At 32.0% G+C, this 25,733-nt stretch carries 20 protein-coding genes; 8 read left to right on the forward strand and 12 right to left on the reverse strand.

Annotated features, from left to right (window positions below):
- Positions 1–119: 119 nt before the first annotated feature.
- Together PQF96_RS25165 and PQF96_RS25170 are read right to left on the reverse strand one after the other, a co-directional pair.
- Entirely contained in the window at positions 120–608 is a 489-nt protein-coding gene (locus PQF96_RS25165; RefSeq protein ID WP_271769488.1) for a hypothetical protein, read from the reverse strand.
- Positions 609–875: 267 nt separating this feature from the next.
- The gene (locus PQF96_RS25170; RefSeq protein ID WP_271769490.1) at positions 876–1,148 is read right to left on the reverse strand and encodes a hypothetical protein; all 273 of its coding nucleotides are present in this window, start codon (positions 1,146–1,148) and stop codon (positions 876–878) included.
- 335 nt (positions 1,149–1,483) lie between these two features.
- Here PQF96_RS25170 and PQF96_RS25175 point away from each other — a divergent pair, with 335 nt between their 5' ends.
- The 4 genes from PQF96_RS25175 to PQF96_RS25190 all read left to right on the forward strand — a co-directional run bounded on the left by PQF96_RS25175 (position 1,484) and on the right by PQF96_RS25190 (position 5,208).
- Complete coding sequence (locus PQF96_RS25175; RefSeq protein ID WP_271769492.1) at positions 1,484–2,212, forward strand: LexA family transcriptional regulator; 729 nt, start codon at positions 1,484–1,486, stop codon at positions 2,210–2,212.
- A gap of 192 nt (positions 2,213–2,404) precedes the next feature.
- Complete coding sequence (locus PQF96_RS25180; protein ID WP_271769494.1) at positions 2,405–3,910, forward strand: aminotransferase class V-fold PLP-dependent enzyme; 1,506 nt, start codon at positions 2,405–2,407, stop codon at positions 3,908–3,910.
- A 117-nt stretch (positions 3,911–4,027) separates the two neighbouring features.
- On the forward strand, positions 4,028–4,870 hold the full coding sequence (locus PQF96_RS25185; protein WP_271769496.1) for a helix-turn-helix domain-containing protein: 843 nt from the start codon (positions 4,028–4,030) through the stop codon (positions 4,868–4,870).
- 83 nt (positions 4,871–4,953) lie between these two features.
- Entirely contained in the window at positions 4,954–5,208 is a 255-nt protein-coding gene (locus tag PQF96_RS25190) for a hexameric tyrosine-coordinated heme protein (RefSeq protein WP_235010880.1), read from the forward strand.
- Positions 5,209–5,331: 123 nt separating this feature from the next.
- Here the strand turns inward: PQF96_RS25190 and PQF96_RS25195 are convergent, their stop codons facing one another.
- The 10 genes from PQF96_RS25195 to PQF96_RS25240 form a co-directional block, all read right to left on the reverse strand.
- Positions 5,332–7,005, reverse strand: coding sequence for an ABC transporter transmembrane domain-containing protein (locus PQF96_RS25195; RefSeq protein ID WP_271769499.1), 1,674 nt, complete (start codon positions 7,003–7,005; stop codon positions 5,332–5,334).
- Positions 7,006–7,124: 119 nt separating this feature from the next.
- Positions 7,125–8,459 (reverse strand): DCC1-like thiol-disulfide oxidoreductase family protein, encoded by a 1,335-nt coding sequence (locus PQF96_RS25200; protein ID WP_271769502.1) that lies wholly within the window; start codon positions 8,457–8,459, stop codon positions 7,125–7,127.
- The gene (locus PQF96_RS25205; RefSeq protein WP_271769505.1) at positions 8,452–8,916 is read right to left on the reverse strand and encodes a hypothetical protein; all 465 of its coding nucleotides are present in this window, start codon (positions 8,914–8,916) and stop codon (positions 8,452–8,454) included. Before PQF96_RS25205 ends, PQF96_RS25200 begins: the two co-directional genes overlap by 8 nt.
- 30 nt (positions 8,917–8,946) lie before the next feature.
- The gene (locus PQF96_RS25210) at positions 8,947–9,990 is read right to left on the reverse strand and encodes a P-loop NTPase family protein (RefSeq protein ID WP_271769507.1); all 1,044 of its coding nucleotides are present in this window, start codon (positions 9,988–9,990) and stop codon (positions 8,947–8,949) included.
- 43 nt (positions 9,991–10,033) lie between these two features.
- Positions 10,034–10,873 carry a DUF2490 domain-containing protein gene (locus PQF96_RS25215; protein WP_271769509.1) on the reverse strand — a complete coding sequence of 280 codons (840 nt, stop codon included), beginning with the start codon at positions 10,871–10,873 and terminating at the stop codon, positions 10,034–10,036.
- A gap of 146 nt (positions 10,874–11,019) precedes the next feature.
- Positions 11,020–13,797 carry a CHAT domain-containing protein gene (locus PQF96_RS25220; protein WP_271769512.1) on the reverse strand — a complete coding sequence of 926 codons (2,778 nt, stop codon included), beginning with the start codon at positions 13,795–13,797 and terminating at the stop codon, positions 11,020–11,022.
- 271 nt (positions 13,798–14,068) lie between these two features.
- Positions 14,069–15,688, reverse strand: a complete 1,620-nt coding sequence (locus PQF96_RS25225; protein WP_271769514.1) for a S8/S53 family peptidase — start codon at positions 15,686–15,688, stop codon at positions 14,069–14,071.
- 225 nt (positions 15,689–15,913) lie between these two features.
- Positions 15,914–16,600: a tetratricopeptide repeat protein gene (locus PQF96_RS25230; RefSeq protein ID WP_271769516.1), complete on the reverse strand. Its 687-nt coding sequence runs from the start codon at positions 16,598–16,600 to the stop codon at positions 15,914–15,916.
- 2 nt (positions 16,601–16,602) lie between these two features.
- Positions 16,603–17,160, reverse strand: a complete 558-nt coding sequence (locus tag PQF96_RS25235; protein ID WP_143915781.1) for an RNA polymerase sigma factor — start codon at positions 17,158–17,160, stop codon at positions 16,603–16,605.
- Positions 17,161–17,573: 413 nt separating this feature from the next.
- Positions 17,574–18,395: a dolichyl-phosphate beta-glucosyltransferase gene (locus tag PQF96_RS25240; RefSeq protein ID WP_271769518.1), complete on the reverse strand. Its 822-nt coding sequence runs from the start codon at positions 18,393–18,395 to the stop codon at positions 17,574–17,576.
- Positions 18,396–18,568: 173 nt separating this feature from the next.
- Here PQF96_RS25240 and PQF96_RS25245 point away from each other — a divergent pair, with 173 nt between their 5' ends.
- From PQF96_RS25245 to PQF96_RS25260, 4 genes are all read left to right on the forward strand, one after another.
- On the forward strand, positions 18,569–21,655 hold the full coding sequence (locus tag PQF96_RS25245; protein WP_109433978.1) for a hypothetical protein: 3,087 nt from the start codon (positions 18,569–18,571) through the stop codon (positions 21,653–21,655).
- Positions 21,655–22,887: a hypothetical protein gene (locus PQF96_RS25250; RefSeq protein ID WP_235010877.1), complete on the forward strand. Its 1,233-nt coding sequence runs from the start codon at positions 21,655–21,657 to the stop codon at positions 22,885–22,887. The genes PQF96_RS25245 and PQF96_RS25250 overlap by 1 nt, the downstream gene beginning before the upstream one ends.
- Entirely contained in the window at positions 22,884–24,431 is a 1,548-nt protein-coding gene (locus PQF96_RS25255; RefSeq protein WP_271769521.1) for a cellulase family glycosylhydrolase, read from the forward strand. Before PQF96_RS25250 ends, PQF96_RS25255 begins: the two co-directional genes overlap by 4 nt.
- A gap of 415 nt (positions 24,432–24,846) precedes the next feature.
- A complete protein-coding gene (locus tag PQF96_RS25260) occupies positions 24,847–25,674 on the forward strand; it encodes a M57 family metalloprotease (RefSeq protein WP_109433976.1) in 828 nt (275 codons plus the stop codon).
- The last annotated feature ends 59 nt before the right edge of the window (positions 25,675–25,733 follow it).

Consider the following 25,733-nt stretch of genomic DNA (forward strand, 5'->3'; position numbering starts at 1 on the left):
ATTTATGAGCAATTTAGTTAATTTTGAAGTATAAAAAAAGCAGAGGATATATTACCCTCTGCTTCAGGTTCAAAAACCGCCCCCCAACGCTTTTTGATATGTTGTATTCAATTTTCTTTTTATTCTGTAGGAGGAGGGACAGTAGTAACTGTGCCTCTTGAGGTTTCTGGGTCTTGATTCCAAAGAAAAGTTTTTACATTTTGAATAGATTCTATAAATGAATATTTTTTTTTATCAAAGCTTAATTCTATTGAATGAAGAACATACGAATTGCTAGTTGGGTTAGCAGGAACAGATGGAGTACCTGGAGTACCTGGAATACCTTTAAAGTCATAAGATATGTAAATAGTTAACTGAGGAGTTCCTGCTTCGCAAGTAGTACGTTCATAATAAATAATAAATTGTTTAAACTGAGATGAACTTGAAATAATAGAATCTATAAAAACTATTATATCTACTTTTAAAGGGCTACTACCCCAATTTGACACTTTAACCAGTGGAGGTAAAAGTTCAAATGATGGAGAACCAAAATTAAGTGTAATAGCTGGACTATTATTTGTTGAAATACTTTCTTTCCATGTTCCTGGTGGTGGGGTTTTAGCACACATAATAATTTATTTTAGGGTTAATATTTATTTCGTTAAGTACTACATTTAATAATTAAATAGACTCTTGTTAATTACCGTTACCTGACTAGCAGTAACACTACAAAGAAAACAGAATAACCTAATGGTTTAGAAAAAAAAGGAATAAGACCAGAGATTATAGGTATGAAATGGTGAAAATGTAGTATAGAATATAGAAATGGTTTAAACTTTTTTAATTCATCCAAAATTCTAATTGTTTTTTCAAATAAATACAAACAATAATTAGCCTCATGAGATGCTAGAACTTAATCTGTTGATGTTTTTTTCTTTTGAATAAAACCCAAACCTAAATCCTACATCTTCAACATACACATAACTTTGTGTACTTATATCATATTCAATAGGAGCATTTAATTTTTTCATGATATCAATGATACGGTACAATTTTGTTCTGGAAATTCGTAGACGAGAAGCTAATTCTTCTGGGGAACCTGTAGCTTGTAGTCTAATAAATTGATCAATTCGTTCTATAATTTCGACATGTTTAATAATAATATTCATATAGTTTATCCCTTTGTTGTTAGTAATGACTTTTGATTGTATTTATATGATATGACGATGTCTATGGGTACATTGTGAGTTATTATTGTTTTTTAGACTGAGAGTTTAAGATTTTATACAACCTATAGGTATAAAATGCCGAAGTGGTTATATAATATAGATATTGCATGGAAAGGATGAGAATGTTGTCAGTGTTCATTTTTTTGTATATTTTAGCGTTAGGAACACAAATATAGTTCAAAATATTAAACTTTTAAAAATTAAATAATTAATATTTTAAACTTTAACACATTTGTATTTTATCAAAGTTTAGATTTTGAATTTTTATTTTTATTATGGAATTACATAAAATCAAGGAGTTAGCCGATAAAAAGGGTAAGCAAATAAAAGATTTAATTGAAGAGACAGGAATAAAGAAAGGAACGCTATTTAATTATTTGAAAGGGAAAACTCCTATTACCTTAGAAGCATTCTTAAAAATTTCAGAAGTTTTACAGGTTTCTTCTTTAGAACTACTTTCGTATGTTCAAAATATTGAACTCGATACTAAGGCAACTCAATTTCTTGAAAAGATTGGGTCAAATAAAGAGATCTCTCAAAAAGTACCAGAGAACGTTAATGTTATGATGATTCCTTTGGTGAATCAATATGCGTATGCTGGATATTTGGGAGGATTTGAAGATGAAAGTTATGTAGAAGAATTACCAAAAATACCATATTTGGCAGATAGAGAATATAAAGGTAATTATGTGTTTTTTGAGGTGAAAGGAGATTCGATGGATAATGCAAGCTATGAAAGTTACCTTGAGGGTGATCTTATTCTCTGTAGAGATGTACGGCAAGACTTTTGGATGAGTAAATTACATATTAATAAATGGGATTTTGTAATTGTTCATAAGACAGAAGGGATACTTTTAAAGAGAATTACAGATCATAATGTAGAAGAAGGGGTACTTACACTCCATTCCCTAAATGAATATTATGAAGATAGTAAAGTACATATAAAAGATATTGCCAAGATTTTTAATGTGGTTGATGTAAGAAGAAACAAAAGCAGAAGATAGCTATACATTTTCCCTGAAGAGATTTAACTCTCAAAATAAAGAATCGTTAAAATAAACTAAGAAACCCTCTATTTTTTATTAAATACTGTTTTATTTGCATTAATTATTAGTGAAAATATAAAAACAGGATGTTGTTTTGATAAATAACCTTACGTTTTTGGAATAAAAGAAAAATTTAAAACTCTTCTTTTTATGAAATTAGATAGTGATTGTAAAAAACAAGAACCTTCTACATTGGCGGTTCACTTTCAACAGTTTGAAAAATATATTATAGGGAATAACCATTCCTTTGATTCTATAAACGGGAATCAAAAACTATTATATACAGATTGGATTGCTAGTGGAAGATTATATGGCCCGATAGAAGATATAATGCGTGATACGATTGGTCCAATGGTAGCTAATACACATTCTTTTTCGAGTGAAACAGGTAAAGCCTCTACATATGCCTATAAGCATGCACGTCAAATCATAAAGGAGCATGTAAATGCAAATGAAAATGATATTCTTGTAACAGCAGGTACGGGGATGACAGGAGTATTGTCAAGATTACAACGTATCATGAGCTTGCGATGGCCAGATGTAGTAAAAGAAAAAATCAATATTCCAGAAAATGCACGTCCGGTTGTTTTTATTACACATATGGAGCATCATTCTAATCATGTTCCCTGGATGGAAACTATAGCAGATGTGGTCATTGTACCTTGTGATGAAAATAATTTGGTTTGCCCTAATCGTCTTGAAATAGAAGTTGAGAAATATAAAGAAAGACCTATAAAAATTGGAGCATTTACGGCTTCATCAAATGTAACAGGAATTATAACACCATATCATACGTTAGCCAAAGTCATGCATCAACATAATGGCTTGTGTATTATAGATTTTGCGGCTTCAGCTCCTTATGTACAGATCGATATGCATCCCAAGGATCCAGAAGAACAGTTAGATGCAATTTTATTTTCTCCTCATAAGTTTTTGGGAGGACCAGGTACTTGTGGTGTTTTAGTGTTTAATAAAGCATTGTATAATACTAATTGCCCTGATGTTCCTGGTGGAGGAAATGTAAAATGGACAAATCCCTGGGGAGAATATGGATATTATGATGACATAGAAACCAAAGAAGATGGAGGTACACCAGGGTTTCTACAAGTTATGAGAACTGCATTGGCAATTCGGTTGAAAGAAAAAATGGGAGTGAAAGAAATTGCTCAAAGGGAAGAGGAGCTATTAGCACTATGCTTTGAGAAGTTAAAAGAGATTCCAGGTCTATATGTTTTGGGAAATACCGATAAAAAACGAATTGGTTGTGTCTCTTTCGGAGTAGAAAACATCCACTATAACTTGATGGTTCGTTTGTTAAATGATCGTTTTGGGATACAGGTGCGAGGAGGATGGTCTTGTGCCAGCACATATGGACATCATTTATTTAATATTGAAACTGATTCTTCAAAAGAGATGATCCAGGATCTATTAAATAATAACCTGACAAATAAACCAGGATGGGTGCGATTGTCATTACATCCGACATTGACAGATGAACAACTAATTTATACATGTAACGCGATACATAAAATTGTAGATAATATAGACGATTGGAGTGCATCGTATACATACAACCCTAAAACCAATGAATTTGAAGTAGAAGGAGTTGGGGATGATAATATCTTGAAAGAAATAAAAGAGTGGTTTACTATATGATCTAAGAGATATATTTTTATACCGATTTCAATTTGAAAAGATCACTTCAAATGAATTGCTGGCATTGATGGTTAGTTTCATATATATAAACTACAAAAGTTATATTTTTAATAGATAATGGAGTATGTTTTATTCAATAAGAAAAAGGAAAAAGTATTAACAATAACTTCTCTTTCTAAAAACTCTTTTTTTTCTGTATTTGAAAGACCTAATTTTTATGGAGTCTTCTTCTTTACCAAAGCAAAAGGAGTATTAGTTATTGATCAGCAACAAATTGAAATTAAGGATCACTATATCTTATTTTATTATCCATATCAGAAACTATCCTTAGAAGGAGTTTTTGAAGGAACTTTTGTTCAATTTCATCCTGATTTCTTTTGTATAGATATTCATGCTAAAGATATTGGTTGTCAAGGATTGTTATTCAATAATTTTTTTAATGATTTTTTGTTGCGATGCGCTAAAGAAGAATTTAATAAGTTATCTGATTTTCATGTCTTTATAAAAAATGAACTACTAAAGAAAGAAATAGGGCAGTTAGACATGGTGTCAAGTCAGTTAAAAATATTTTTGATTAATGCTGTTAGAATTGAAAAAGGAAAACAAGAGAAAGAACTTCCCTCCAAAGATAATGTACATCACCAAATCGAAAAGCTAATAGAAAATAATTTTGTTACGGAGTCTTCTCCAGAATTTTATGTAAAAGAGCTAGAGATTTCATTAACTACTTTTAATCGATTATGTAAAAAATATTTTCAAAATAGTTTTATTACTATTCTAAATCTAAAAAGAATTGCAATCGCAAAAAATAAGCTATTCTTAACCAATAGTCCTGTTAAAGATATTGCTTATGAAACCGGTTTTAATGACCCTCTTTATTTTAGTAGAGTTTTTAAGAAGCATTGCGGAGTTTCCCCAAAAGAGTTTAGGAAACAATTGAAAAACAATAGGTTGGTTTAATTGTCCATGTTTTGGTTATATACTCCTTATTTCTAATAGGAGTACTGATCTATTTTTGTATAAAACTTAAAACATAAATAGTTATGAAACCAAATAATCTAGATATGGAACAAAAAGAAATATGGTTAAAAAGTCTGATTACAGAAAGCCCGCAAGAAGGATACGAGTTGGCTATACAACTTTCTAGAATGGGAGTAAAATCAACTCAACCAGATATAGAAGTATTAAAACGATTGCGTACAGATTATGCAAATAGTGCTTCTGGACTTACGGCAGCTTCTCATGTTATAGCATTGAACTTTCAAACTATTTCTGCTGCTAATGGATATTGGAGATAGTATCTTAGAAATGAAAAATGATTTTAAGTAATTATTACTGTTTAGATACTAACTTCAAAAAACCAAAAGCCTCGCATTATTATGGGGCTTTTGGTTTAAATAAATACTACGTTCAAAAACAGATCATAAATAATGTACTTTATCAATAGTAAACCCTTTTACTTCATGGTCATCTAATAAAATAAGTGTGGTTTGATCTTGGATGCTTTTTAATAATTGAAGTATTAATTGTTGAGTTTTTATATTCAATTCTTTTAATGGCTCTTCAAGAATAAGAATAGGTTTTTTTGTGAGCAGAGCCCTACAATACATAAGTATTTTTTGCTGCCCAGAGGTTAGGTTAGCTCCAAGGTCTCCTATTTTACTTTCTAGTTGTAGTTGATTTTGTTTGTCTTCGTGTTGCTGGAGGTGTTCTAGTAAGAGTTCTGCTTTTTCTTTGTTACGATCCTTTCTGTTGTAAACAACAGCTTCATATACGTCTTTGCCATATAAAGGAAAATCCTTAGATACAATAGCGATGTTCTTTCTAATTGTCTTTTCAGATAATTTACTACAACAATGATTTCCAATAGAAATACTTCCTTTAGATGGTGACATTAATTTTAGTATTAGACGAATGAAAGTTGATTTTCCTGTTCCTGATCTACCTTGCAGGAGTGTAGTGCTTTTTGCAGAGATCGATAAACCAAAATTCTTAAATACGGGTTTTGAAGCATTAGGATAGCCAAAATAAACATCTTTAAAGACAATTTCTTCTTGATTAAGCACTAAGTGTGCAAATGGTAATTGATTTTCCTTTGGTAAGCTAAAGATATCTATAAGCTTAGAAAAAGAGATCTCTCCTAATTTCCAGACGATGCTTACTCTTAAACTTCTTCTCAATACAGGAAGTATAGAAATGATCAGTAATATAAGTACTAATAATGAGGATCCACTCAGAATTTTATCAGGGTTTTTTGCAGATATAAATACATATAACATAATAATTCCTAACATAGCATAGGTAATGGCAGGGATGATAGCTTGTAGCAATGATACAATTTTGGCATAACGTTTTCCTATAGTATAAAGATGATCTGATCTTTTTTGATATCGCTTTTCCTCGGGCTGATATTTATTAAAAGCTTTTAAGGTTAAGATCCCTCTCAATCTGGTGTTAACAAAAGTTAGCATTCCAGAACGACTATTTCGTCTGTCAAGAGAAACCTCATATAACGCTTTGTTAATGAGCCAAAGCAGTATAGAGGAAATGAATATACATCCAGCAATAATCAACGCCAAATACACATCAAAATAACCAATGGCAATGACTACAATGAGTAATAAGAATACATCTTGTAAAAACCTGATTAATCCATTTCTCATATAATTTTGAATGCTCTTAAGGTCTCCGCTATACCTCAATAGGTATTTTCCGATCCCTTTATTATCATATACTCCCATTGTTAGCTGTAATTGATTGATAAAAAGCTGCTCTCTTAATCGTTTGGTAAAACGTTCTCCGACAAGAGCAATGCCATATCGATTAAAGTATTCGAATACTAATCGTAACAAGACTAATGAAAAGAAAAAGACAAGAAAAGAGCTAAAGTCAGGAGCATCCATAAAAGGAATGAACTTGAAAGCGGCCAAACGATGTGAAGAAAAACCAAAACTAAGTTCATAAAATTTTCCAATACTGATTGGGATCATAATTGTAAGGATATTATAGCAAAGCCCCATAAGAAAAGCGAAGATTACTAATGTTATATTCTTACGCCCAAAATTTTTGATAATACTCCATTTATTGCTTAACATAGTATGAATTTAAATAGGTTCTTTTTTAAGAAAATAAATAAGCGGAAGGCCAAACCCTGAAAAGGACACTCTAAATCTCTTTTCAGAGTTGTTTTTTGACCCGCCACTTGAATTTTTATTCATAATTCCAGAAATCTCATCTTTTGATCTGTTTGTGGTAGCTCACATTTTTGCTGTTTGCCAAACCATCGATATCTGTTGGCGGCAATAATATCGTATATGAAATCTCTAAGTATTTTGGGGATGACCCCAAAAAAGCTTCCTAAATGCCATGGTGAATTGAGGTTTCTGCAGATACGCAACACCGCATCACTCTTATGATAAATAGTGTTATTTTCTATAAGAATGATGGATGATAGGTTTTGGGGTATATTGTTATCAACTAGTAGTTTATTGGCAGTTTCTGATTGTAATGAAGCAAAGAGATATTGCTGGTTTTTTTCTCTTTTTAGAATGAATTTAACCCATCCGTTGCATAAATTACATACTCCGTCAAAGAGAATAACGGGTTTTGAAACTCCATTATTTGTCTCTTTTTTAGCATATTCACTGACTTTTTCTTTTCTGGAAGGGTTCCATAGTTTTTCCAGATCAAAGAATGATAGGAAGATCAATCCACTCATTTGATAGCGAAAACTTATGCCCATGATAAAAAAGATACCCCAATGCATCATCCAGGTTAAGGCGGCCCAAGCCATACCCCATCTCCTTTTCACCAAAGCCAGTGGTGCTCCCAGCTCTAGGACAAAGGTCAAAATACCCATTCCTAGAAATAACCAGGTGTGCTCAAATAAAAAGTCGAAAAGGGGGGCGCTTTCTGAGCCTAACATTTCTTTGCGTATTGCATCTACAGCTACTTGCGAACGCATAGCACTTCCATTAGCCCATTCTAGCGCAAGATCACCAGCAAGCTTAGCAATACCTGAAAGAAAATATGAACCAACAGTCACTGCACAAATGAGCTGAATTGGCCAACCATATTGCCAATGGGCTTTGGGGATTTTAAAACCCTTTTTCGTTCGTTTCCAGGAATCCCATGACCATGCATCAGCAGATGCTACTAATCCTAATATTATAATATGTAGAATGAGAGCATTTCTATTGTGATAAATCATGGACCAGGAGTTACGATAGGTAAAGTATAATAGGGCCACAATAGCAAATGCAGGGCCGATACTTTTAAATTTCCAGCCAATGATATAGAGTATGTTCAAAAGGATTACTCCTATACTTATCCACCAGAATAATTCTGGAGATATAGGGTGTTTCATCCAACTTAATACTCCGATAGGATCAAAAGCTTCTAAATTTTTACCCATCTTTTGAAGCATATCAAAACGAGAAAGTAAATACCATAAGCTAAATAAGCCTGTGGCAATACGTAATAGAGCAAGACGTTGTGGAGTCACGGTCATAAACCAGTGATCTCGTATGATTTTTAAATACTTATTCATGGTTTTCAATTTTATAAAAAGCCATTTTTCTTTCATGAACAGGGAGTGTATCTTTTTTTAGAAAATAATTCTCTAAATGATAATATCCTTTAACTAATTCAATTCGCACTAAATTGGAATAAGGATACCCCTTTTTATTGGCGATTTTTTCTGCAACTTTTTGTGTGAATGTCTGGGCTCTATCTGATCGAGCCGCTTTTCTTATTTGCCTTCGAACTTGATTAAAACCTCCTGTTCCTGCAATTTTGTAAGAGATCTTATGTCGTTTTTGAGTAGTATCATACCCTACAAAATAATATAAACCATAGGTCGCTTTTCTTTTTTTAGAAAACATTGGATAATACGATAAAGGAAAATTGTCTTTTGGTTTACTAGCCCAGTTTTCTGCAACAGGTGATAAAATCAAAGCAATAATTAATATACTTACCCACATAGCTTGTTTTTGAGAATATTTCATGGTGAAGAGTTTTTTTGATGAATTATTCTTTTATACAGCAACATTCACATCCTGTGATAGCAGATCAATCAATATGTCAGATTGTACTAATTTACTAAGTGAAAGAACAGGAGTTGAAAATTGACTCTGGACCTCAGCGACTAGAAGAGGACTGCCAGTAAACAGGCCTGCTAAAGCAAATAAACGGTCATTAAAAATTGGAGATAACATCTGTATACCACTATGTATTGCTAGACTATCACAACAGGATAAAATAACATGATCAATGGTTTCTGTAAATAATGAATGGTTTAATAGTGCTTTGGTTTCTTGTTGATACAATCCATCGGCTATTTCAATGACCACATAATCTGGATCTGCTTGTGCGACATCGGATAATAATCCTTCATATAAATCCATTATGGTAGTAGTAGAACAGAGATACGTAGAAGGAAAACCAAATTCTGAAAAATCACTAACAATATCTGCACCACAATCATATGCTAACATTCTGTCTTTATTAAAAACAGTTCCGGTAAGTTTTATATATGCTACCTGATATCCAGAGGACTTTAATCCTCTACAAAGGTATGCTGCAGTAGTAGTTTTACCACTATCCATACTAGAACCTATAGATAAGATAGTTTTAAAGTTTCTTATTTTTTTGGCATTGAACTCTACTGGTTTTCTATGATGATAAATAGTATTTATTACTTTGCCATGCTGTTGGGTAACATATCCAACTAATTTTAGTTTAGTAGGACCTTTAAGTTCTAATTTGTAAAACATAGAGGTTACGATGCCGGCTACACCGCCTTTACCCAAAAGATCATATTCTTGATGATATCCTTCGGGAACATATCCTTCGAATTGATTGCTAGCATAACGATTCCCAAATGCCAGCATTATTTTGTCTCCTTCGAAAATATAACAGTTTCTTCCTTCAAAATCTTGAATTGCATTTAAAGAGCCAATACTAATGACTTCAAATATCGCCACATCTCCAGCTATTGGTTGATGGTTTTTGACAATGGTTTGGTCAATTTTATAATTGACAATATTTTTACAGATGTTAGATTTTTTGATTGTTTTCATAATACATATTGGTTAAAAATTAATTTCTAATTAGTGTTTAAATTTATTTAGAGGCTAGTGTTGTTTGTAAAGCATTGATTTTGGAGAAATGACTTCCTACAGATGTTGATGATGATTTTTTTCTTAAATCTAGTTGATAAGAAAATCGAAACATCACAACAGAAAAATGGTTAAACGCTCTACGGATTTTACCGTTTCTTGGATCTGTTACATTAATTTCCCGATATTTATTACCGATATTGAATTCTGTTTGCCTCATATAACTTAGACTAGCATTTGCTCTTTTAAAAGGTCTAAAACGAACCCCTAAAGTGATTCTATGAGCATGAAGGCCGTTAGGAGATTGTTTAACTACTTTTTCTCCTAATTCATCTCTATATTGTAGAGGTTTTCCGGATAAGTAATAATGAAATTCATTTGTAATAAACGGAGTGGTTTTAAAAGGTAAACCCCAATTACCATGATGAACTCGAAATCCATAACGTAAGCGGTATTCGAATTTACTTCGTTCGGGGAAATGCCATTCTCCTCTAAGGCTATTTGCAATACGAAATTTGCCTAATTTTAGATCTAACCTAAAACGACCTGTAATTCTATTTCTGGCTTCCTGATCAGGGTCAGAAGGGTCAGACGATCTAAGGTAGCCTACTCCAAACCGAATTCTCTTATTCAATCTGTAGGAAATATTGGCACTATTTTGCAGAGAGGCCAATTCGAATGGTTCTTGGCTAAATAATAATAATTGACCAACGTTAAGCCTCCATTCTTTGGTAAGTTTTGCCTGAGCACTATGTCCAGTCCATACCTTAAGATCTTCTTGTCCCATGGTCGCGGTAACGAAAAAATAGAAGAAGAGTATAGTTATTATTTTTAGTTTAGTCACAGTAGTAATATCTAATGAGTTAATACTTTGTTGATACGTTACCCTTATAAGAGAGAAAGGGTAATAGTGTGACAGACTATTTTTATTTTTTTTTAGAAACGTCTAAAAAAGAGAAGAGGAGGACTGTGAAAACATAATTTTGATACTTATTTTAATCGTTTTGAATAGTGCCATATGAAAAAGAAAAGTACAAATAACCCCACTATTACTATCCAAATAGTTGGACTTATGGACTCTTTGGTTTTGTCAATTTCACCCAATAAAATAAAATTAGCCCAATAATAAGGGTGTTTTTTATTTGGCTCTGTTCTGGAAAGATAATCCAGTTTGGATTGATGTAATGCAAGGTCTTTAGGTAAACCGTCATGTATGTTTTCTAAAAAAGATGTAGTGATGGCTATAGAACTTGCTTCTGTAGCATTCCATAAACTAGACATAATGTTGTGAGCACCTCCTAATAAAAATGATTTACTCATTCCTTGAACTCCTTCTCCACTGTATATTTTTCCGCTTGCAGAATGACAAGTACTAAGAAGTACCAAATCTGCATTTAACCGATTTCCATATAGATTTTGGGCAGAAAGAATAAATTCTTTCTGGTTGTCATCAAAGAGTATACAAGATCTACCTGGATCATCCAAATCGACTAAGCCATGCAGGGAAAGATGAATAATATCTGCATCAGAACTATGTTTTAAAAAATTTTCTAATGAAGCTTCATTATCAATATACATTTCTCCATCAAAAATAGCTGCTCCTCTTTTTATTTCTTCATCAGAAAGAACAAGTTGCATCAGGTTTTCACTTCCAAAAAAACGTTTACGGGCTTTTAATTTTTGATTGAGTTGACCACTGTATCTTGAACTAAAACCGATATAACTCTCCAGAAATGACGAATTTTGTTTTCGAAATAGTAAAGCTACCGAATAGGAATAGGAGATCGTGTAATCTTCAATTAAATATTTTTTAGTCTTGTTATCGCTATCGATTAGTGCTTCAAAAGAGAGTTTGTGTAACTGGCCGTCAGGAATTATACATAGACGTTTTATGTCTTTTCCAATCTTTTTAATGCCTTTTTTGAGACATCTCTCGAATATGAGTTGAGAAAGCTTTTCTGATACTTCTGACTTTGGATCGTGGCATTGTACAATAAAGTTATCCAGCGCTTTTATAATAGTTGGATCATAAGGAGTAGTAATTGAAAAAAAATCATTTTTGGTTAACCAAAAACTATAGATGTTATTCTCAGAAATAAAGTATTCTACTACTGCCATATTACTTGGTAAATCCTTTTGTATATCTTTCAGTTTTGGAGGTCGAATAAAAGCATATTTCTCCTTAAAATAGGTAGGCTCTTTTTGTTCAATTTCTTTAAGATAACTATCTAATGCATATTGAGCTTTGGTATACACTTGTAGAAGAGAATCTTTATCGGTAGTAGCTTCAGAAAGTAATACTTGTTGGGCATGCATTTCTGCACGTAAATCTTGTTCATGCTTCACTATTTCTGGAGAAACATTGGATTGAAATGCGTCTGCTTGATTAAGTTCGTATTGCAAAACTATTGCTTTAGTTTTGGAGGAAAAATAATACGCTTCTTTAAGATAAAAAGGATCTCCGGTAATTCGATGTAGTTCCAAAGCATCTTCAATAGCCTTGCCATAATGTTCAAATTTCAGGTTTAAAAAATCTAATTTGGATTGTTCAAATTGAAAAGAAACCAAGCTTCTATTAATTACCGAATCAATCTTATGTTGGGTACTCAAAGCTTGTTTAAGAAATTTTATATCTTTTGATCTTTTATATTTAGCTTTAAATATTTTTATTTTTAATTCAATTAGTCGTATTAAATGTTTATTATCTAGTGGTTTAGATGTTTTAATAATAGGTAAGTGTTCTTTGTCAAAACTCGCATTAGGAACTAATATGTCAAAGGCTTTATTTAGATTATGATTTCCTTTTTCTATATCTCCTTTTCTAATAAATATATCGGTAAGATTTTCATAGGCATGAACTATTGACAATTTACTTTCTCCTTTTTCAATCATAGTATTTCTGATATCTAATGATCTCATGAGGTTTTTTTCGGCAAGATTAAATTTTTCTTCTTCTAAATATATCATTGCCATTAATTCGAGGCCGATTGCAAAGTAATAGGGTTTATTTTCTTTAGTTAATAAGTTTAAGCCCTTTTGCGCCATTTGTTTTGCGGTTTTATATTCCTTGAGCTCTAGATGGGTTGTTCCGGCATTTAGATATACCCAGGCTAAATTAAGTTTTGGAATTGTTTCGGGAAAGTTTTCATGAATAGATAAAGCTTCATCAATATACTTTTTAGCCTTTTCATATTCTTTGAACTCCTTGCTCATAGCAATAAGATTATTAAAGACCTCAAATTGCTTAGCTTTAGTGTTATCTTGTTGTTTATACAGGTTTATTGCATTTTTAAAATATAATTCAGCACGAAAAAAGTCATTTTTATTCTTATAAAATTTACCAATACCATGATATTTATTTGCTAATTTATAGCTAGAATAAAGTGTGTCGTTTTCAAAAATGTAAAGAGCTTCATCTAGATATAATTTAGCTGTTTCTATATCATTAAGATATTGGTAAGAAACCCCAATATTGTATATAGTATTAGCTCTTTCTGAAGGAGGAACCTTAGCACAATTTTCCCAAGTATTTAAGACTTCTTCCTTAAAATAAGCTATCGCTTCTGATTCTCTATTGAGAAGATAATAAGATACACCAATTTTGTGCGATATCTTTCCTTTGTAATAACAATCCAACATTTTGTAACCTTTTTGTTTTACTAGGTTCTCAATCAATTGTAGATTATCTTCATAACGCTTCTGTTTGATATTCTGATTAATTTCTTGATAGTGTTTATTAAAAAAATCATCATTTTGCACAGTTGCCATAGACATTGAAGTATAAAAAATGAAAATGCAAATGAAAGGTATTTTTAAAATCATAATTCAATCTCTTTTAGTGCAAGGAGTATATGTTTCGAGTAATTTTTAGGGAAAAATAGTATTAATAAAATCACTTAATACCTTGCGAATTCAATAGCTTTACTATTAAAAAAGTCACTAATTCTTGTATCCATGCTGTTGGATGCAAGAATTAATGAATTTTAGATTTGAAAATACCCAGAACGTACAGCGGGTTTAGGTAATGAGAACGTTGTGGTTATTGTTTTATTATAGTATGCATCGTTGTATTGCTTTCTGTATTTACTTTAATAAAATACATTCCCGGTTGTAGCTGATCAGTTTGTGGTAAGTCAATTTGATTTTCTCCTGGAGAGATATGAAATTGATTTTTTAATGTTAATATTCCGTTTTGATTATACATTGAAACGGTGATTTGTTGTTTTGAATCTTCTTTAAGGTGCAATTGAAGTATTTCTTTAAAAGGATTTGGGAAAAACATAGATTTTGGTTTGGAAATTGTAGATCCGCTAGATTTATTTATTGGGAGTTGACAAGCATTATTAAGTTGTTCGAATGCTGCTTGAAAGTTAATAACACCATTGGCAACTACTTTTTCAAATAAATCTGATGAGGTAGTAGAAGTGTTAATTAAAGAACATTTAATTTGTTGGTAGTTAAATGGAGATTGATGTGTGGCTAAAATTGCCGCAAGTGCTGTAACATTTGCAGAAGAAAAAGAAGTCCCTGATTGGTTGGTTATAGCTGCATTTAAACCAGGGCCAGGAATATTTTCACCTAATAAGGCTACATCTACTCTTTGTTGCCCATAGCTACTAAATTGGCTTAGCTTATTATCACAATCTGTGGATGCTACAGATAAAATATTATCGTTAGGATAGGAGGCAGGAAACGAAATAATATTATCTGTATCATTATTTTCATTTGTATTACCCGCGGCTGCTATAATCATAGCACCGTTTTGCTCTGCATAGTCGATAGCTAACTTTAGTGGCTTATCTGTTGGGTTTACATTGTAGTTCTGGTAACTAAAACTAAAATTTAGAATATTATTACCTTCGTTTACAGCATCTAAAATAGCAGGAATGAGATTAGAAACATATCCTCTTCCTAAATGATCATGAGTTTTCCTAATATCGAACGAGATAGGAGAATTTGTAGTTCCTTGATGATGTAAAAGGTGTTGTATAATGCCTGCAATATGACTACCATGACCATTTTGATCATTGGGTATTGAGTCATTGTCAATATAATCATATCCGGTATACTTATCTATATTAAAAGAATATCCTGGGAAATTTGCATCTGATTGCGTACTAATTCCCGTATCGAAAATAGAAATTTTTATAGGATTTGTACCCAGCGAATATTGGGGGACTATAGTATTAAAACAGAAGTTTTGTATATCTACAGGAGGGTTGGGTACAATATGACCAATATTAAATTCAACCCCATCGATATCAGTTTTTCCTTCTGCAGATTGTACTTGTCCATCTATATTCGTAACGGTTTGGCCATGTGCAGAAACATATGGAAATTGGGTAGTATTCCACAATCTTAGATTGATTTCTTTTCGATACCAAATTTCTTCAGAATTTAATTCACTTAATAAGTCATTAACTGCACTTTGATTAATTGAAGGATCTAGTGTTACAAAATATAAAGTAGGGTGTTTAATAATTTCATCTTCATCTTCATCTTCATCATCATCGTCATCGTCATCGTCATCGTCATTATTTTTGGATATATCCACTGATTTGGGCACATGGTTTTGTGTAGTGTTTTTTTGCTGACCTAGAATTGGGAGTTGAAACAATAATAAAAGAATTAGGATTAAAATTTTTTTTAGAGTTTTCATGTTCAAGTGAGTTAATGGTTTTTAATTGTGTGAAATGGTCTTTTTAAAGTGTACTATAGCATGGCATTCAAAATAGAGAGTGACTATTCTGTGCCTGATAATTTCAGTTTCTAACTAGTCTTAGCGCTATTTTTGTAGACTTAGTTAGATACTGTTTATTAAAAATTAGAATTTACATTTGGTGTCGAATATCCTATTATGTAAAGAATGTATAATCGTGTTTAGTTATTCTTCATTGAGTTTTTTTAAGAATTGTTGTGCATCTTTATATTTCCAATCGGTATTGCGAATTTTCTTCAATTGTATTTTTGCTTTTTCATTTTGTTTGTTGAGTATGTATGCCAAAGATTGATACCAATTTAGCTCTTGTTTAAACCTATTGTTGTTAAGGTTGTTCTCCTCAAATTTTTGGATAGCTTCAGTATATTGCTGATTTAATAGTAAAGCTAATCCGTAATAATATTGATCTTCTTCATTCGCAATCCTCAGATTTTGGAAATGTTTAACTGATTGCTGATATTTTTTACTATTAAATGCCTGAATCGCCAGTATTCTATTTTGATCTTCTTCTATAGAACCTTTAGAGGCACCAGGGTGCAATATTTCTTGTTCATCCAGATATTGCTGGGCCATTGCATTAGAATCTATAGAAGGTGTACTTAACAACTGCAAGGTTACAATTAAACTGATACAGGCTGCTGCTGCCAAAAAGATTTTTATATACTTAGAGGATGATGTCGTTTTTCTTTTTCCATTTTTACTTCTTTGTATATCATAATCATTAGCTAGTATTTTTTTCCATTTGACTCTTAAATCATTATCATTTTTCTGCTTTAGTATGTCTTCAAAGATTTGATCTTCTTCTTCTCTAGAGATATCAGGGTCTAAAAGTTTATTTAATTTATCCTTCATGACTATACAATTTTTTTTAAACTAAATTGTTCTTTGAGTTGTTTGATACATCGCTCTTTTTGTTTTCTTATTGTTGCTGGACTCTTTTGGGTTTCTGTGGCTATTTCTGACAGTTTCATTTTTCCATAAAAATGCCAGGTCAGTAGCTTTTTACAAGAATCTCCTAATATTTGCCAAGCATTATTTAGTAAGCTTAACTCTTCTGAATCGATTGATTCTGTTTCGGTTTCTTGAGCCAAAGTAATTACGCCTTCAATATTGGATGTATTTTTCTTAAGATTTCTAAATAACATTTGCGAAGCCATTTTTGTGAAAAGGAAGCGAAGGTTTCCGTATTTTAATTTTCCATCTACAAATCGTGCTCTAAATTCGATTAAGGCATCCATTGTTGCGTCATATGCATCTTCACGGCTTGATTTGTGTTCTCTACATAGATACTTCATGGTTTCTTCAAATTGTTTTAGAAAGACTTGTTCAAAAAAATGTGAATCATTTCTTTTTAGATCTGTTATCAGTTTTTCAAATGATGTCTCACTTAGTCCAAAATTTTTATGTTTCATTCTTATTTGGTTTAGTCTCCAAAGGGGTACATAAGATATAAGACTAATTTACTAAGAAAAAAACGGTTTCATTATTGAATTATGTATCCATATAAGGTGCGAAAATGTAAAACGTGACAAATTTTAGTTAAAAATTGTTAAGTTTTTTTATTTCCGTGTTTTTCAGTTCATTTAGTCAAATAATTGTTCATTTACATATGAACAGTTCAAAAAGAAATTACCCTAACTGTATTATGAAAAAAAATGTAGTTATGTTCCAAAATTTAGGCTGAGTTTAATTTTATAAGGTTCGCATATTTAGGTATGGTATATGTAAATCAGGCTTCTATGTAAGTAAAACCCTCTTGAAATAACAAGAGGGTTTTACTTAGATTATCTTTTATGGATAATATTTTAAATGCTTTTGAGTAGTATTATGCAGCTAATACCCTGGTAGGCATTCCATATATTTCTATCGCAGGTTCTAGGGTGTCTTCAGTAAAAGAAGATTGTAAAGATTCTAATACATTATAATTAAACCATATGGATATTAGTCTGTAAGGAATTTCTAATGAATCTTTTAATCCCAATTTAGAATCTTCCATATGAACCCATCTTTTAAGGGGTTGCTCATATATTTTATTCATGATTTCTGTTTTTCCGAAATGTTTCTTCATTTTGATAAACATTTCTACATCGAATAACCATCTGCTGAAGAAGCTTTTATTGAAAATCACAGGAACCAATTCGGCTTTAAATACTTTAGCACCACATTGTGTATCCTGAATGGATAATCCCAGTATCAATACAATAAGAATATTGATGAATTTTGATATTATAGCTCTAACTCCGTTTTTTTCGATGTTTCCTGAAGCTTCCTTTGCTCTGGAACCAAAAACAAAATTTAATCTTCTATTTGTTTTCAACGTTTTTAAAAGCCCGTCAAAATCTTCAAAATCTGTTGATAAATCTGCATCTATAAAACCAATAAATTCCATATCTCCTCTACTATGTAAATATCTGGCACCTGCTCTTACTGCAGCAGCTTTACCTGAATTTTTTTTCATATCAATAATACTCACTTTATGGGAATTATAAGATTGAATATCTTTTAACACTTCTAATGTGTTATCCTTACTTCCATCATTCACAAAACATAAATGAAAATTGTTTTCTTTTTGAACAAAATTAACAAAGGCAGCCACGTTTAATCTCTTTTCTTCGTTATAGCAAGGTATGATGATTCCAGTTTTCATAATAGATTATTTTGGGATTATGTTTCAAATGTAGTAGTGTCTTGGGCCTTAAAAACAGGTATTTCGGTGAGCAGAAAATTGCTATCGACGAATGGTTTTTATCGAAAGACATACCATTCGTCTAAACCCAAACCTTTGTTGTATATTTAAATCGAAAACTACGGCGAGTCTTTATGGATAAATCCACAAATAAGTATTTAATTAGTGCATTACTGGTTGGAGTAATCTTTCATGGTACTTCAATATTTTTTACATTAGAGTCTACCTATGACGCACTGATTCATCTTTTTTTTGGAAACCATTATGCAAATAACTGGTTCGAACCTTGGAATTACAGTTGGTATACTGGATTTACAGTCATGGGATATCCACCTTTGGTACATCAAAGTATTGGATTACTGTCATACATAGGTGGATTAAAGTTTGGTCTGTTTACTGTTGCTATTATTGGGATTATTCTTTTTATAACAGGAATATATCGTTTTGCTTTGGTGCTAACATCAAATAGGAATGTTGCCGGGTATACAGCTATCTTTGCAGTGTTTTCTTCTACTTTTATAGAAACACTACACGTTTTTGGTCAACTTCCTAGTATAATCGGACTTTCTATTTTACTTCATGCATTGCCAGAAATTTATCTTTGGATAAAAGTTGGTAAGTATAAGTATTTAGTAAATGCTTTAAGTCTTCTTGCAGTAACAGTTACTTCTCATCATGTGACTCCAATTTTTGGGATGGTATTTTTTATTTTCCCGTTAATAGGAATGATCATTATGGATGCATCCAGAGAGCAGGTAAATTCATATAAAGAAGTTAGGTTTTTATTGTTCTTTAAAACATTTCTGTCTCTTTTTAAAAGAATTGTAAGCTTTGGTTTTGGATCATTATTGTTAATCATAATTTGTATTCTTCCGTATTGGATTAACACCAAAAACAATCCTATTACCCAGGTACCTATCCCTCATGGTTCAAGAGATAATTTTTTTGAAGTTACTTCTTCTGGGCTAGTGTTTTTTTTAATTCCATGGGGAATTTTATTGTTTATTCTTCCTTATGTATGGTATCGATTTTATAGTAAACGATATTTGTTTTTTGGTTTATCATTTACCCTTTTAACAATTTTAGGAACAGGTGGAACAACACCAATACCTAGAATGATGTTAGGAGAAAATGCCTTTAATATTCTTACACTGGACAGGTTTACATTGTGGGCATCGATTATGGCATTACCTATTTTTGGGGAATTTGGTTATCGTTTTATAGAGGGTGATCTTAAAAAAAGTATTCAGGATAGATATGGTGGGGTATATCGCAGAATTTTAGGAGGTTTATTTATGGGGACTTTTGTATTCATTGTTTTCTTTACTATGAGTCTTGGGTATTTTAGACCTTTTCAGCCTCAAAAAATTAAAATGCTACCCATTCTTAATTTTTTACAACAAGATCAACATGATCATTGGAGGTATTTACCTTTGGGATTCGGAGATCAAATGGCATGGCTATCTGCTCAGACTAATGCAATGACGGTTGATGGAAATTATCACTCTGCACGTAGATTGCCAGAGTTAACTACAAGAGCAGTTGAACGACTAGAGAATTCTAAGTTTAGAGGGGTAGAAGGAATAGGTTCTTTACAGCAATTTCTTACCGTACCCGAGAAATACAATTTAAAGTATGTATTCTCTAATGATAAATTTTATGATCCTATTTTGTATTTCTGTGGATGGCAAAGGTTACGACAGTTAGAAAATGGAATTATGGTTTGGGAAAAATTAAATGTACCTCCATTATCCAGTATTTTACCCAAAGAAGATGTTCCGATGTTTCAAAAACTGATGTGGGGCCTTATTCCTGTTGGAACTGTGTTGTTTGCATTCATTATTAATATACAATTGATTTGGATTCATGGATTAAAATCAAAACAAAAGAGCTTTCCTGTTTATTTTAAATTCGGAATTCCTTATGAAGGGTTTCATAAAGGAATTTTAAAAATATCTCATCTATGGGGAGGTGTAATGATTATTGTTTTTGGAATAGGGTTTTATAAATTATATATAAAAAATGCAAAGCAAATTAGTCCGGTTAACGTAACAGAATCCTATTATGATGCATTGGATTTTAAGGAATTTGAACGTGCGTATTCCTACCTGGATCCCAGTAGTGATAAAACCAAAGATCAATTTATGTTAGAGATTGCTGTTACTGATGGTTTGTTAAGTTCGTATGCAAAACTGGATGAGATTAAAGTAAATATAACAGACAAGACTGATAGTACAGCCAAAGTAAAAGCGCTAACGAGTTGGATTACGCCTTTAGAAAAGATAGATAAAACATTCTATCATGAATTGGTGAAAAAGAATAAAAAATGGTTTGTAAAACCATCTCTCTATGATTTGGATATTCCTCCAGATCAATTATTTGTAGAAAATACTGCAGAATATCATAACCACGGAAGACGCAGAATAAGCTCAGAGCAAACATATCATGAAGATGTATTAAAACAACCAGTTTTAGAAGTGTTGTCTGCAAAGATTGTCACTTATGAGGGGCGACATGTGATTATAGGTGAATTGCAAAATATTGATAATGTACCGGCAGATGTTGTTATAACCGGTACATTATATGAAAACGATATACTATTGGCAAGGTATAATGCCAAACATCAAATGAAGCATAAATTGATACCAAAAGAGACCACTAGTTTTCGTGTTAATTTTGAAGGAATCGCATGGGTGGATCAAAAAGAACGTAAGCCAGAAACCTTTAATCCAGACGAATTTACCCCTATGGATTTTGAAGACAAACCAAATACATTTGATTTACAATGTGCAGGAAATGTAGCCACTGTAGACTTATATAAGGGAGTTGCGATTAATGAACTTTCTGTTCAAAAAGATCATGTTGAAGGAGTTTTGTTTAATTCGGGTTTGCAAGAAGTTACAATCCCCTTATTATTAATCTCCTACTATGATGAAAATAAAGAATTAATATGGGTAGATCACCAATATCTTCCAGAAGGTATTCGACCACAGCGAAAACAGTATTTTGACTATAGATTTTTAAACTTGTCAGAAATAGAAAAAGGAGAAAACAATCTAAAGAATGTTTTTGTAAATGGCTTGTCAAATACTGTCATTAGTGATAAAGTAGTCCCCGAACGAAAATATGATCATCAATTTGCATCAATGATATCAGTAGATGGAAAAGGATTTAGTTATATAAAATTAGAAATCAATACATATATAGGAGCCCCTAAATAATGAAGGTGAAACTACGACATATAACTCCTCTTTTAATTGTACTGGTACTGTGTATAAGTATAGCATTTACAACTGTTTTGGAGAAGACAGAGGAGGTTTCGGCTGCTTTAATCACAAAAAAAACGATGTTTAATGCAGGAAGCATCATTATACTTAAGTTTAAACTTAATATACCTTCAGAAACTCAGCTTTTTGTACATTCATCTTATGGAAGCACAGTTATCAATCCAGATACACACCAAGGGAGTCAATTTACAATTCCTTCGTTTATAGCAAATAAAAAAGGAATAGTAACGTATACATTGTTTTATCAATCCAAAATACTTACTCAAGGAGAAATACAAATTACTTCAAATGAAACAACCCAAATATATCTAGAATCTTATATTGGTCCGCCAAGTATCATAGCAGGTGGAAAAGATTATACGATGCATGTGGTTGTCCCGACAGATGCTTATGATAATCCATTACCAGATAGCACTGCAATAGTGATGAAGCATCAATTCTTAGAGACAGAAAAAGAAAGGATCATATATAGTAAAGACATGATAGGATGGACGAATATATTCTCATACAATCCATCGGGAAGATTATTATTATTTTCTAAGGTAAATAAAAAAGTTTCTAAAGAATTTTCTGTTGATGTATTCCCTGCGTTACCCGAAAATTTTCAAATACGCAGTAAACGTAAACATATGTATGCTGATGGAAATCAAATTACTCAATTTATTACCTCTGAGATAAAGGACGAATATGATAACGTTATAAGCGATGGTACATTGGTGGATTTTGTAATTAAGGATACAAAGGGAGTAATGTTGCACACCCAGGGAAGTACAATTAATGGACAGGCAATTGCCAAAATGTTACACCCAGATAAAAAAGAAACCTGGGAGGTTAAAGCTTATGTGCAGGGAATGGCAGAAAGTAATACGCTAAGCATAACATATACCCAGGTTTTGGAGGATTTTAACGTGCAATTCAACAATAATAATCGTGAGATTATCATAGGGCCATTACAGAGTTTTATGGAGCAATTAATTCCAGATGGAGCTATGGTGAGGATGGATATTTTTAAGGAACAAAAAAAAATCGATACCAAGATCAAAACTACTTCAGAAGGAATAGTTAGATTTTTACTTCAAGAAGGTTTTTATCCTTCTGGTAGTTACGATATTCAAATTAAAGCTTTAGGAGTTCAAAAAGAATATAAGAAGACAATACTACAATGACAAGTTGGAACAGAAATATATATAGATCGTTTATTATCATTTCCTTTATAGGTATTGTTGTTTTGGTACTTTTCGGAATTAGCCAAGTACTATCATATCTTAACACAGGAGCAGATAGAACTTCTATGCTTCATCTAGCAGTGAGCAAAGAGCAGGTGTATTTACCTAAATTAGAATGGAAGGATACCATAAACCCGGGACGTCCAATAGAAAAACAAACATTGCTCGATATAGAACACGATTATCTTAATGCCTGGTATATACGTAATGCGGCATATCAAACAAATAAAAAAGAAGGAATAGAAGATTATTATACCAAAAGTGCTCGGCAAAACCTCTTAAAATCAATAGGTTCTAATAAAAAGAAAGATATCTCAATACATGGTACAACGATTCATCACAACATTGCATTAGATTTTTATAGTGCAGATGGGCAATTGGCAGTATTATCTGATACAAATGTAAAAGAATATCAAAGAGTTTACAAAGGTGATGAAGTACTGCTCGAAGCAGAACTACGATCAGATTATCAGGTTATGTTAATGTTAGAAGATGGGTTCTGGCGTATCCGTCATATAGTAAAAGAAGAACCCCGACCATTAGATACAATATTACAAAACAAAACTTTGGCCAGAGTGATAGAGGGTAAGATTGTTATAGAGAATCAAGAATATCAAATTAAAGGAATAAATTATTATCCCCAGAAAACACCATGGAATATGTTTGGAGATGATTTTGATATTGATGTGATCGCTAAGGATTTTGATATTATTAATGATTCGGGCTTAAATACGATTCGAATTTTTGTGCCGTATGAGGGTTTTGGTAAAGCAAAAGTTGAAACCGAAAAATTAGATAAACTAAGACAAGTACTTGATAAAGCCAAGGATAAAAAACTTAAAGTTATTGTTACGCTATTTGATTTTTACGGAAATTATTCTGTGTTAGATTGGACATTAACACATAGACATGCAGAACAAATTGTAACTGCTTTGGCAGATCATGAAGCTATTCTTGCATGGGATATAAAGAATGAACCTAATTTAGACTTTGAGAGTAGAGGGAAAGAAAATGTAGTAGCATGGTTAAAGGAAATGATATCACAAATAAGGCAATTTGATCCAAATCATCTGGTTACAATCGGGTGGTCTGATGTAGAATCTGCAAGTTTACTGAAAGAAGAAATAGATATTGTGTCTTTTCATTACTATAGGGATATCAATAATTTTATCGAAGCCTATAATCAATTGAATACCCAAATAAATAAACCGATGGTATTACAAGAATTTGGATTACCGTCAAGCAGAGGGTTTTGGAGTCCGTTTGGTCCTTCAGAAAAAGGACAAGCAGAGTATCATAAACAATTTCAAGAGATAATTAAACAAGAAAATATACACTTTCTTTCTTGGACATTATATGATTTTGAAGAAGTTCCGAGTGCTGTTGTCGGAAAATTACCCTGGCGAAAACATAAACAAAAGCATTTTGGGTTTATAGATCGCAATGGAAATAAGAAACCTGCTTTTGAATTTATTGCAAACTAAAAGCATAAAAGACTCATCTAAATTATGTAAAAAGACCTGGGGTTTGAGAATCTGAATATAAATTAACAAAATTATATGTTAATGTTTAAGTTAGAAAGTTAAATTTTGTTCTAGGAATTCGACCGAATACAATAATGCTAACCCTTTTTTTAACATTTTTTAAAGTTTAATATTTTTCCTTTTCAAAACTTTATTTTATGCTGCCTAACTTATCAGTAATCAAATAGATGATTGTTAGTTTTTCAATTATAGTAATTCTATAGGATTGTTATGTTTTTACGGGATATCCATTCTTACGAAAAGGTTTTGTTACACCTTAAACCACCCGCTATTACTGGGGTTGTTAATTTTTTTGTTTTTTGAATTTCCATATATTCGACTCATAATTTAAACATAAACTCAAACTTTTTACATTATGAAAAAAATTGCTTTTTATGCCTGTCTAGGTTTAGCTACCCTAGGTTTGGTATCTTGTGAATCAGAAAAAGATAACGTAGAAGAAACTGAACAACTATTAGTTGCTTCTCAAATCAAATCTTTAGGTTTTAGTACTGAAGGTATGTATAAAACTGAAATGAATGGACAAAATGGTTTTGTTATAGAAGGAGATATTTTCTTAAATAAGGAAATGATTGATGACCTTTTAGAGAACAAAAAGGCAGAAACTAATGGAGTGAATCAAAAGCACTATGTAACTCCTAATCTATTACCAAGGAATAGGGCAGTTACCATTGATGTGTTTTTGGACCCCGATTTTAGTTCAACGATGGTAGCTGCTTTTAATGAGGCATTACTTCGCTATAACGAGTTGGATTTAAATCTTACATTTAGAAGAACTTTTCAGGAAGGTAGTTCTGATATTGCAATATTATCAGAAAACATACCCAATACCCCAAGAGGAGGTACTGTTTTAGGTCGAAGTGCTGGATTTCCAAGAAATGAAAGACCTGCTACTCCGATCGTATTAAATTCTCGGGTATTTGGAGGTACAAGTGTACGTGCAGATGCTCCTACCGTTATTGCGCATGAGATTGGTCATGCCATTGGTTTTCGTCATACAGATTTTGCAGATCGCTCCTTTAGTTGTGGTGGAGATTTTGATCCAGAAGGTCGTTTAGGAGCATTATTTGTTCCAGGGACACCTAGAGGAGCAGAAGCTGGTTCTTGGATGCTAGCATGTAGTGGAGGAACTGATCGTCCATTTACAGCTTCGGATAGAACAGCATTGAGGTTTGTGTATTAAATAGACAACAGTATTATAAACTTATTTACATTATTGAAAAAGCGGAAAGTATCGAAGAT

The sequence above is a fragment of the Aquimarina algiphila genome (genome assembly GCF_947494415.1).
GTDB lineage: Bacteria > Bacteroidota > Bacteroidia > Flavobacteriales > Flavobacteriaceae > Aquimarina > Aquimarina algiphila.

Bases quoted from the DNA above. Each gene is read 5' to 3' on its own strand.
- PQF96_RS25200 (WP_271769502.1), bottom strand. From the start codon at position 8,459: ATGAATAAGTATTTAAAAATCATACGAGATCACTGGTTTATGACCGTG.
- PQF96_RS25175 (WP_271769492.1), top strand. From the start codon at position 1,484: ATGGAATTACATAAAATCAAGGAGTTAGCCGATAAAAAGGGTAAGCAA.
- PQF96_RS25230 (WP_271769516.1), bottom strand. From the start codon at position 16,600: ATGAAGGATAAATTAAATAAACTTTTAGACCCTGATATCTCTAGAGAA.
- PQF96_RS25205 (WP_271769505.1), bottom strand. From the start codon at position 8,916: ATGAAATATTCTCAAAAACAAGCTATGTGGGTAAGTATATTAATTATT.
- PQF96_RS25225 (WP_271769514.1), bottom strand. From the start codon at position 15,688: ATGAAAACTCTAAAAAAAATTTTAATCCTAATTCTTTTATTATTGTTT.
- PQF96_RS25170 (WP_271769490.1), bottom strand. From the start codon at position 1,148: ATGAATATTATTATTAAACATGTCGAAATTATAGAACGAATTGATCAA.
- PQF96_RS25235 (WP_143915781.1), bottom strand. From the start codon at position 17,160: ATGAAACATAAAAATTTTGGACTAAGTGAGACATCATTTGAAAAACTG.
- PQF96_RS25250 (WP_235010877.1), top strand. From the start codon at position 21,655: ATGAAGGTGAAACTACGACATATAACTCCTCTTTTAATTGTACTGGTA.
- PQF96_RS25255 (WP_271769521.1), top strand. From the start codon at position 22,884: ATGACAAGTTGGAACAGAAATATATATAGATCGTTTATTATCATTTCC.
- PQF96_RS25180 (WP_271769494.1), top strand. From the start codon at position 2,405: ATGAAATTAGATAGTGATTGTAAAAAACAAGAACCTTCTACATTGGCG.
- PQF96_RS25245 (WP_109433978.1), top strand. From the start codon at position 18,569: ATGGATAAATCCACAAATAAGTATTTAATTAGTGCATTACTGGTTGGA.
- PQF96_RS25185 (WP_271769496.1), top strand. From the start codon at position 4,028: ATGGAGTATGTTTTATTCAATAAGAAAAAGGAAAAAGTATTAACAATA.
- PQF96_RS25260 (WP_109433976.1), top strand. From the start codon at position 24,847: ATGAAAAAAATTGCTTTTTATGCCTGTCTAGGTTTAGCTACCCTAGGT.
- PQF96_RS25195 (WP_271769499.1), bottom strand. From the start codon at position 7,005: ATGTTAAGCAATAAATGGAGTATTATCAAAAATTTTGGGCGTAAGAAT.
- PQF96_RS25240 (WP_271769518.1), bottom strand. From the start codon at position 18,395: ATGAAAACTGGAATCATCATACCTTGCTATAACGAAGAAAAGAGATTA.
- PQF96_RS25165 (WP_271769488.1), bottom strand. From the start codon at position 608: ATGTGTGCTAAAACCCCACCACCAGGAACATGGAAAGAAAGTATTTCA.
- PQF96_RS25210 (WP_271769507.1), bottom strand. From the start codon at position 9,990: ATGAAAACAATCAAAAAATCTAACATCTGTAAAAATATTGTCAATTAT.
- PQF96_RS25220 (WP_271769512.1), bottom strand. From the start codon at position 13,797: ATGGCAACTGTGCAAAATGATGATTTTTTTAATAAACACTATCAAGAA.
- PQF96_RS25190 (WP_235010880.1), top strand. From the start codon at position 4,954: ATGAAACCAAATAATCTAGATATGGAACAAAAAGAAATATGGTTAAAA.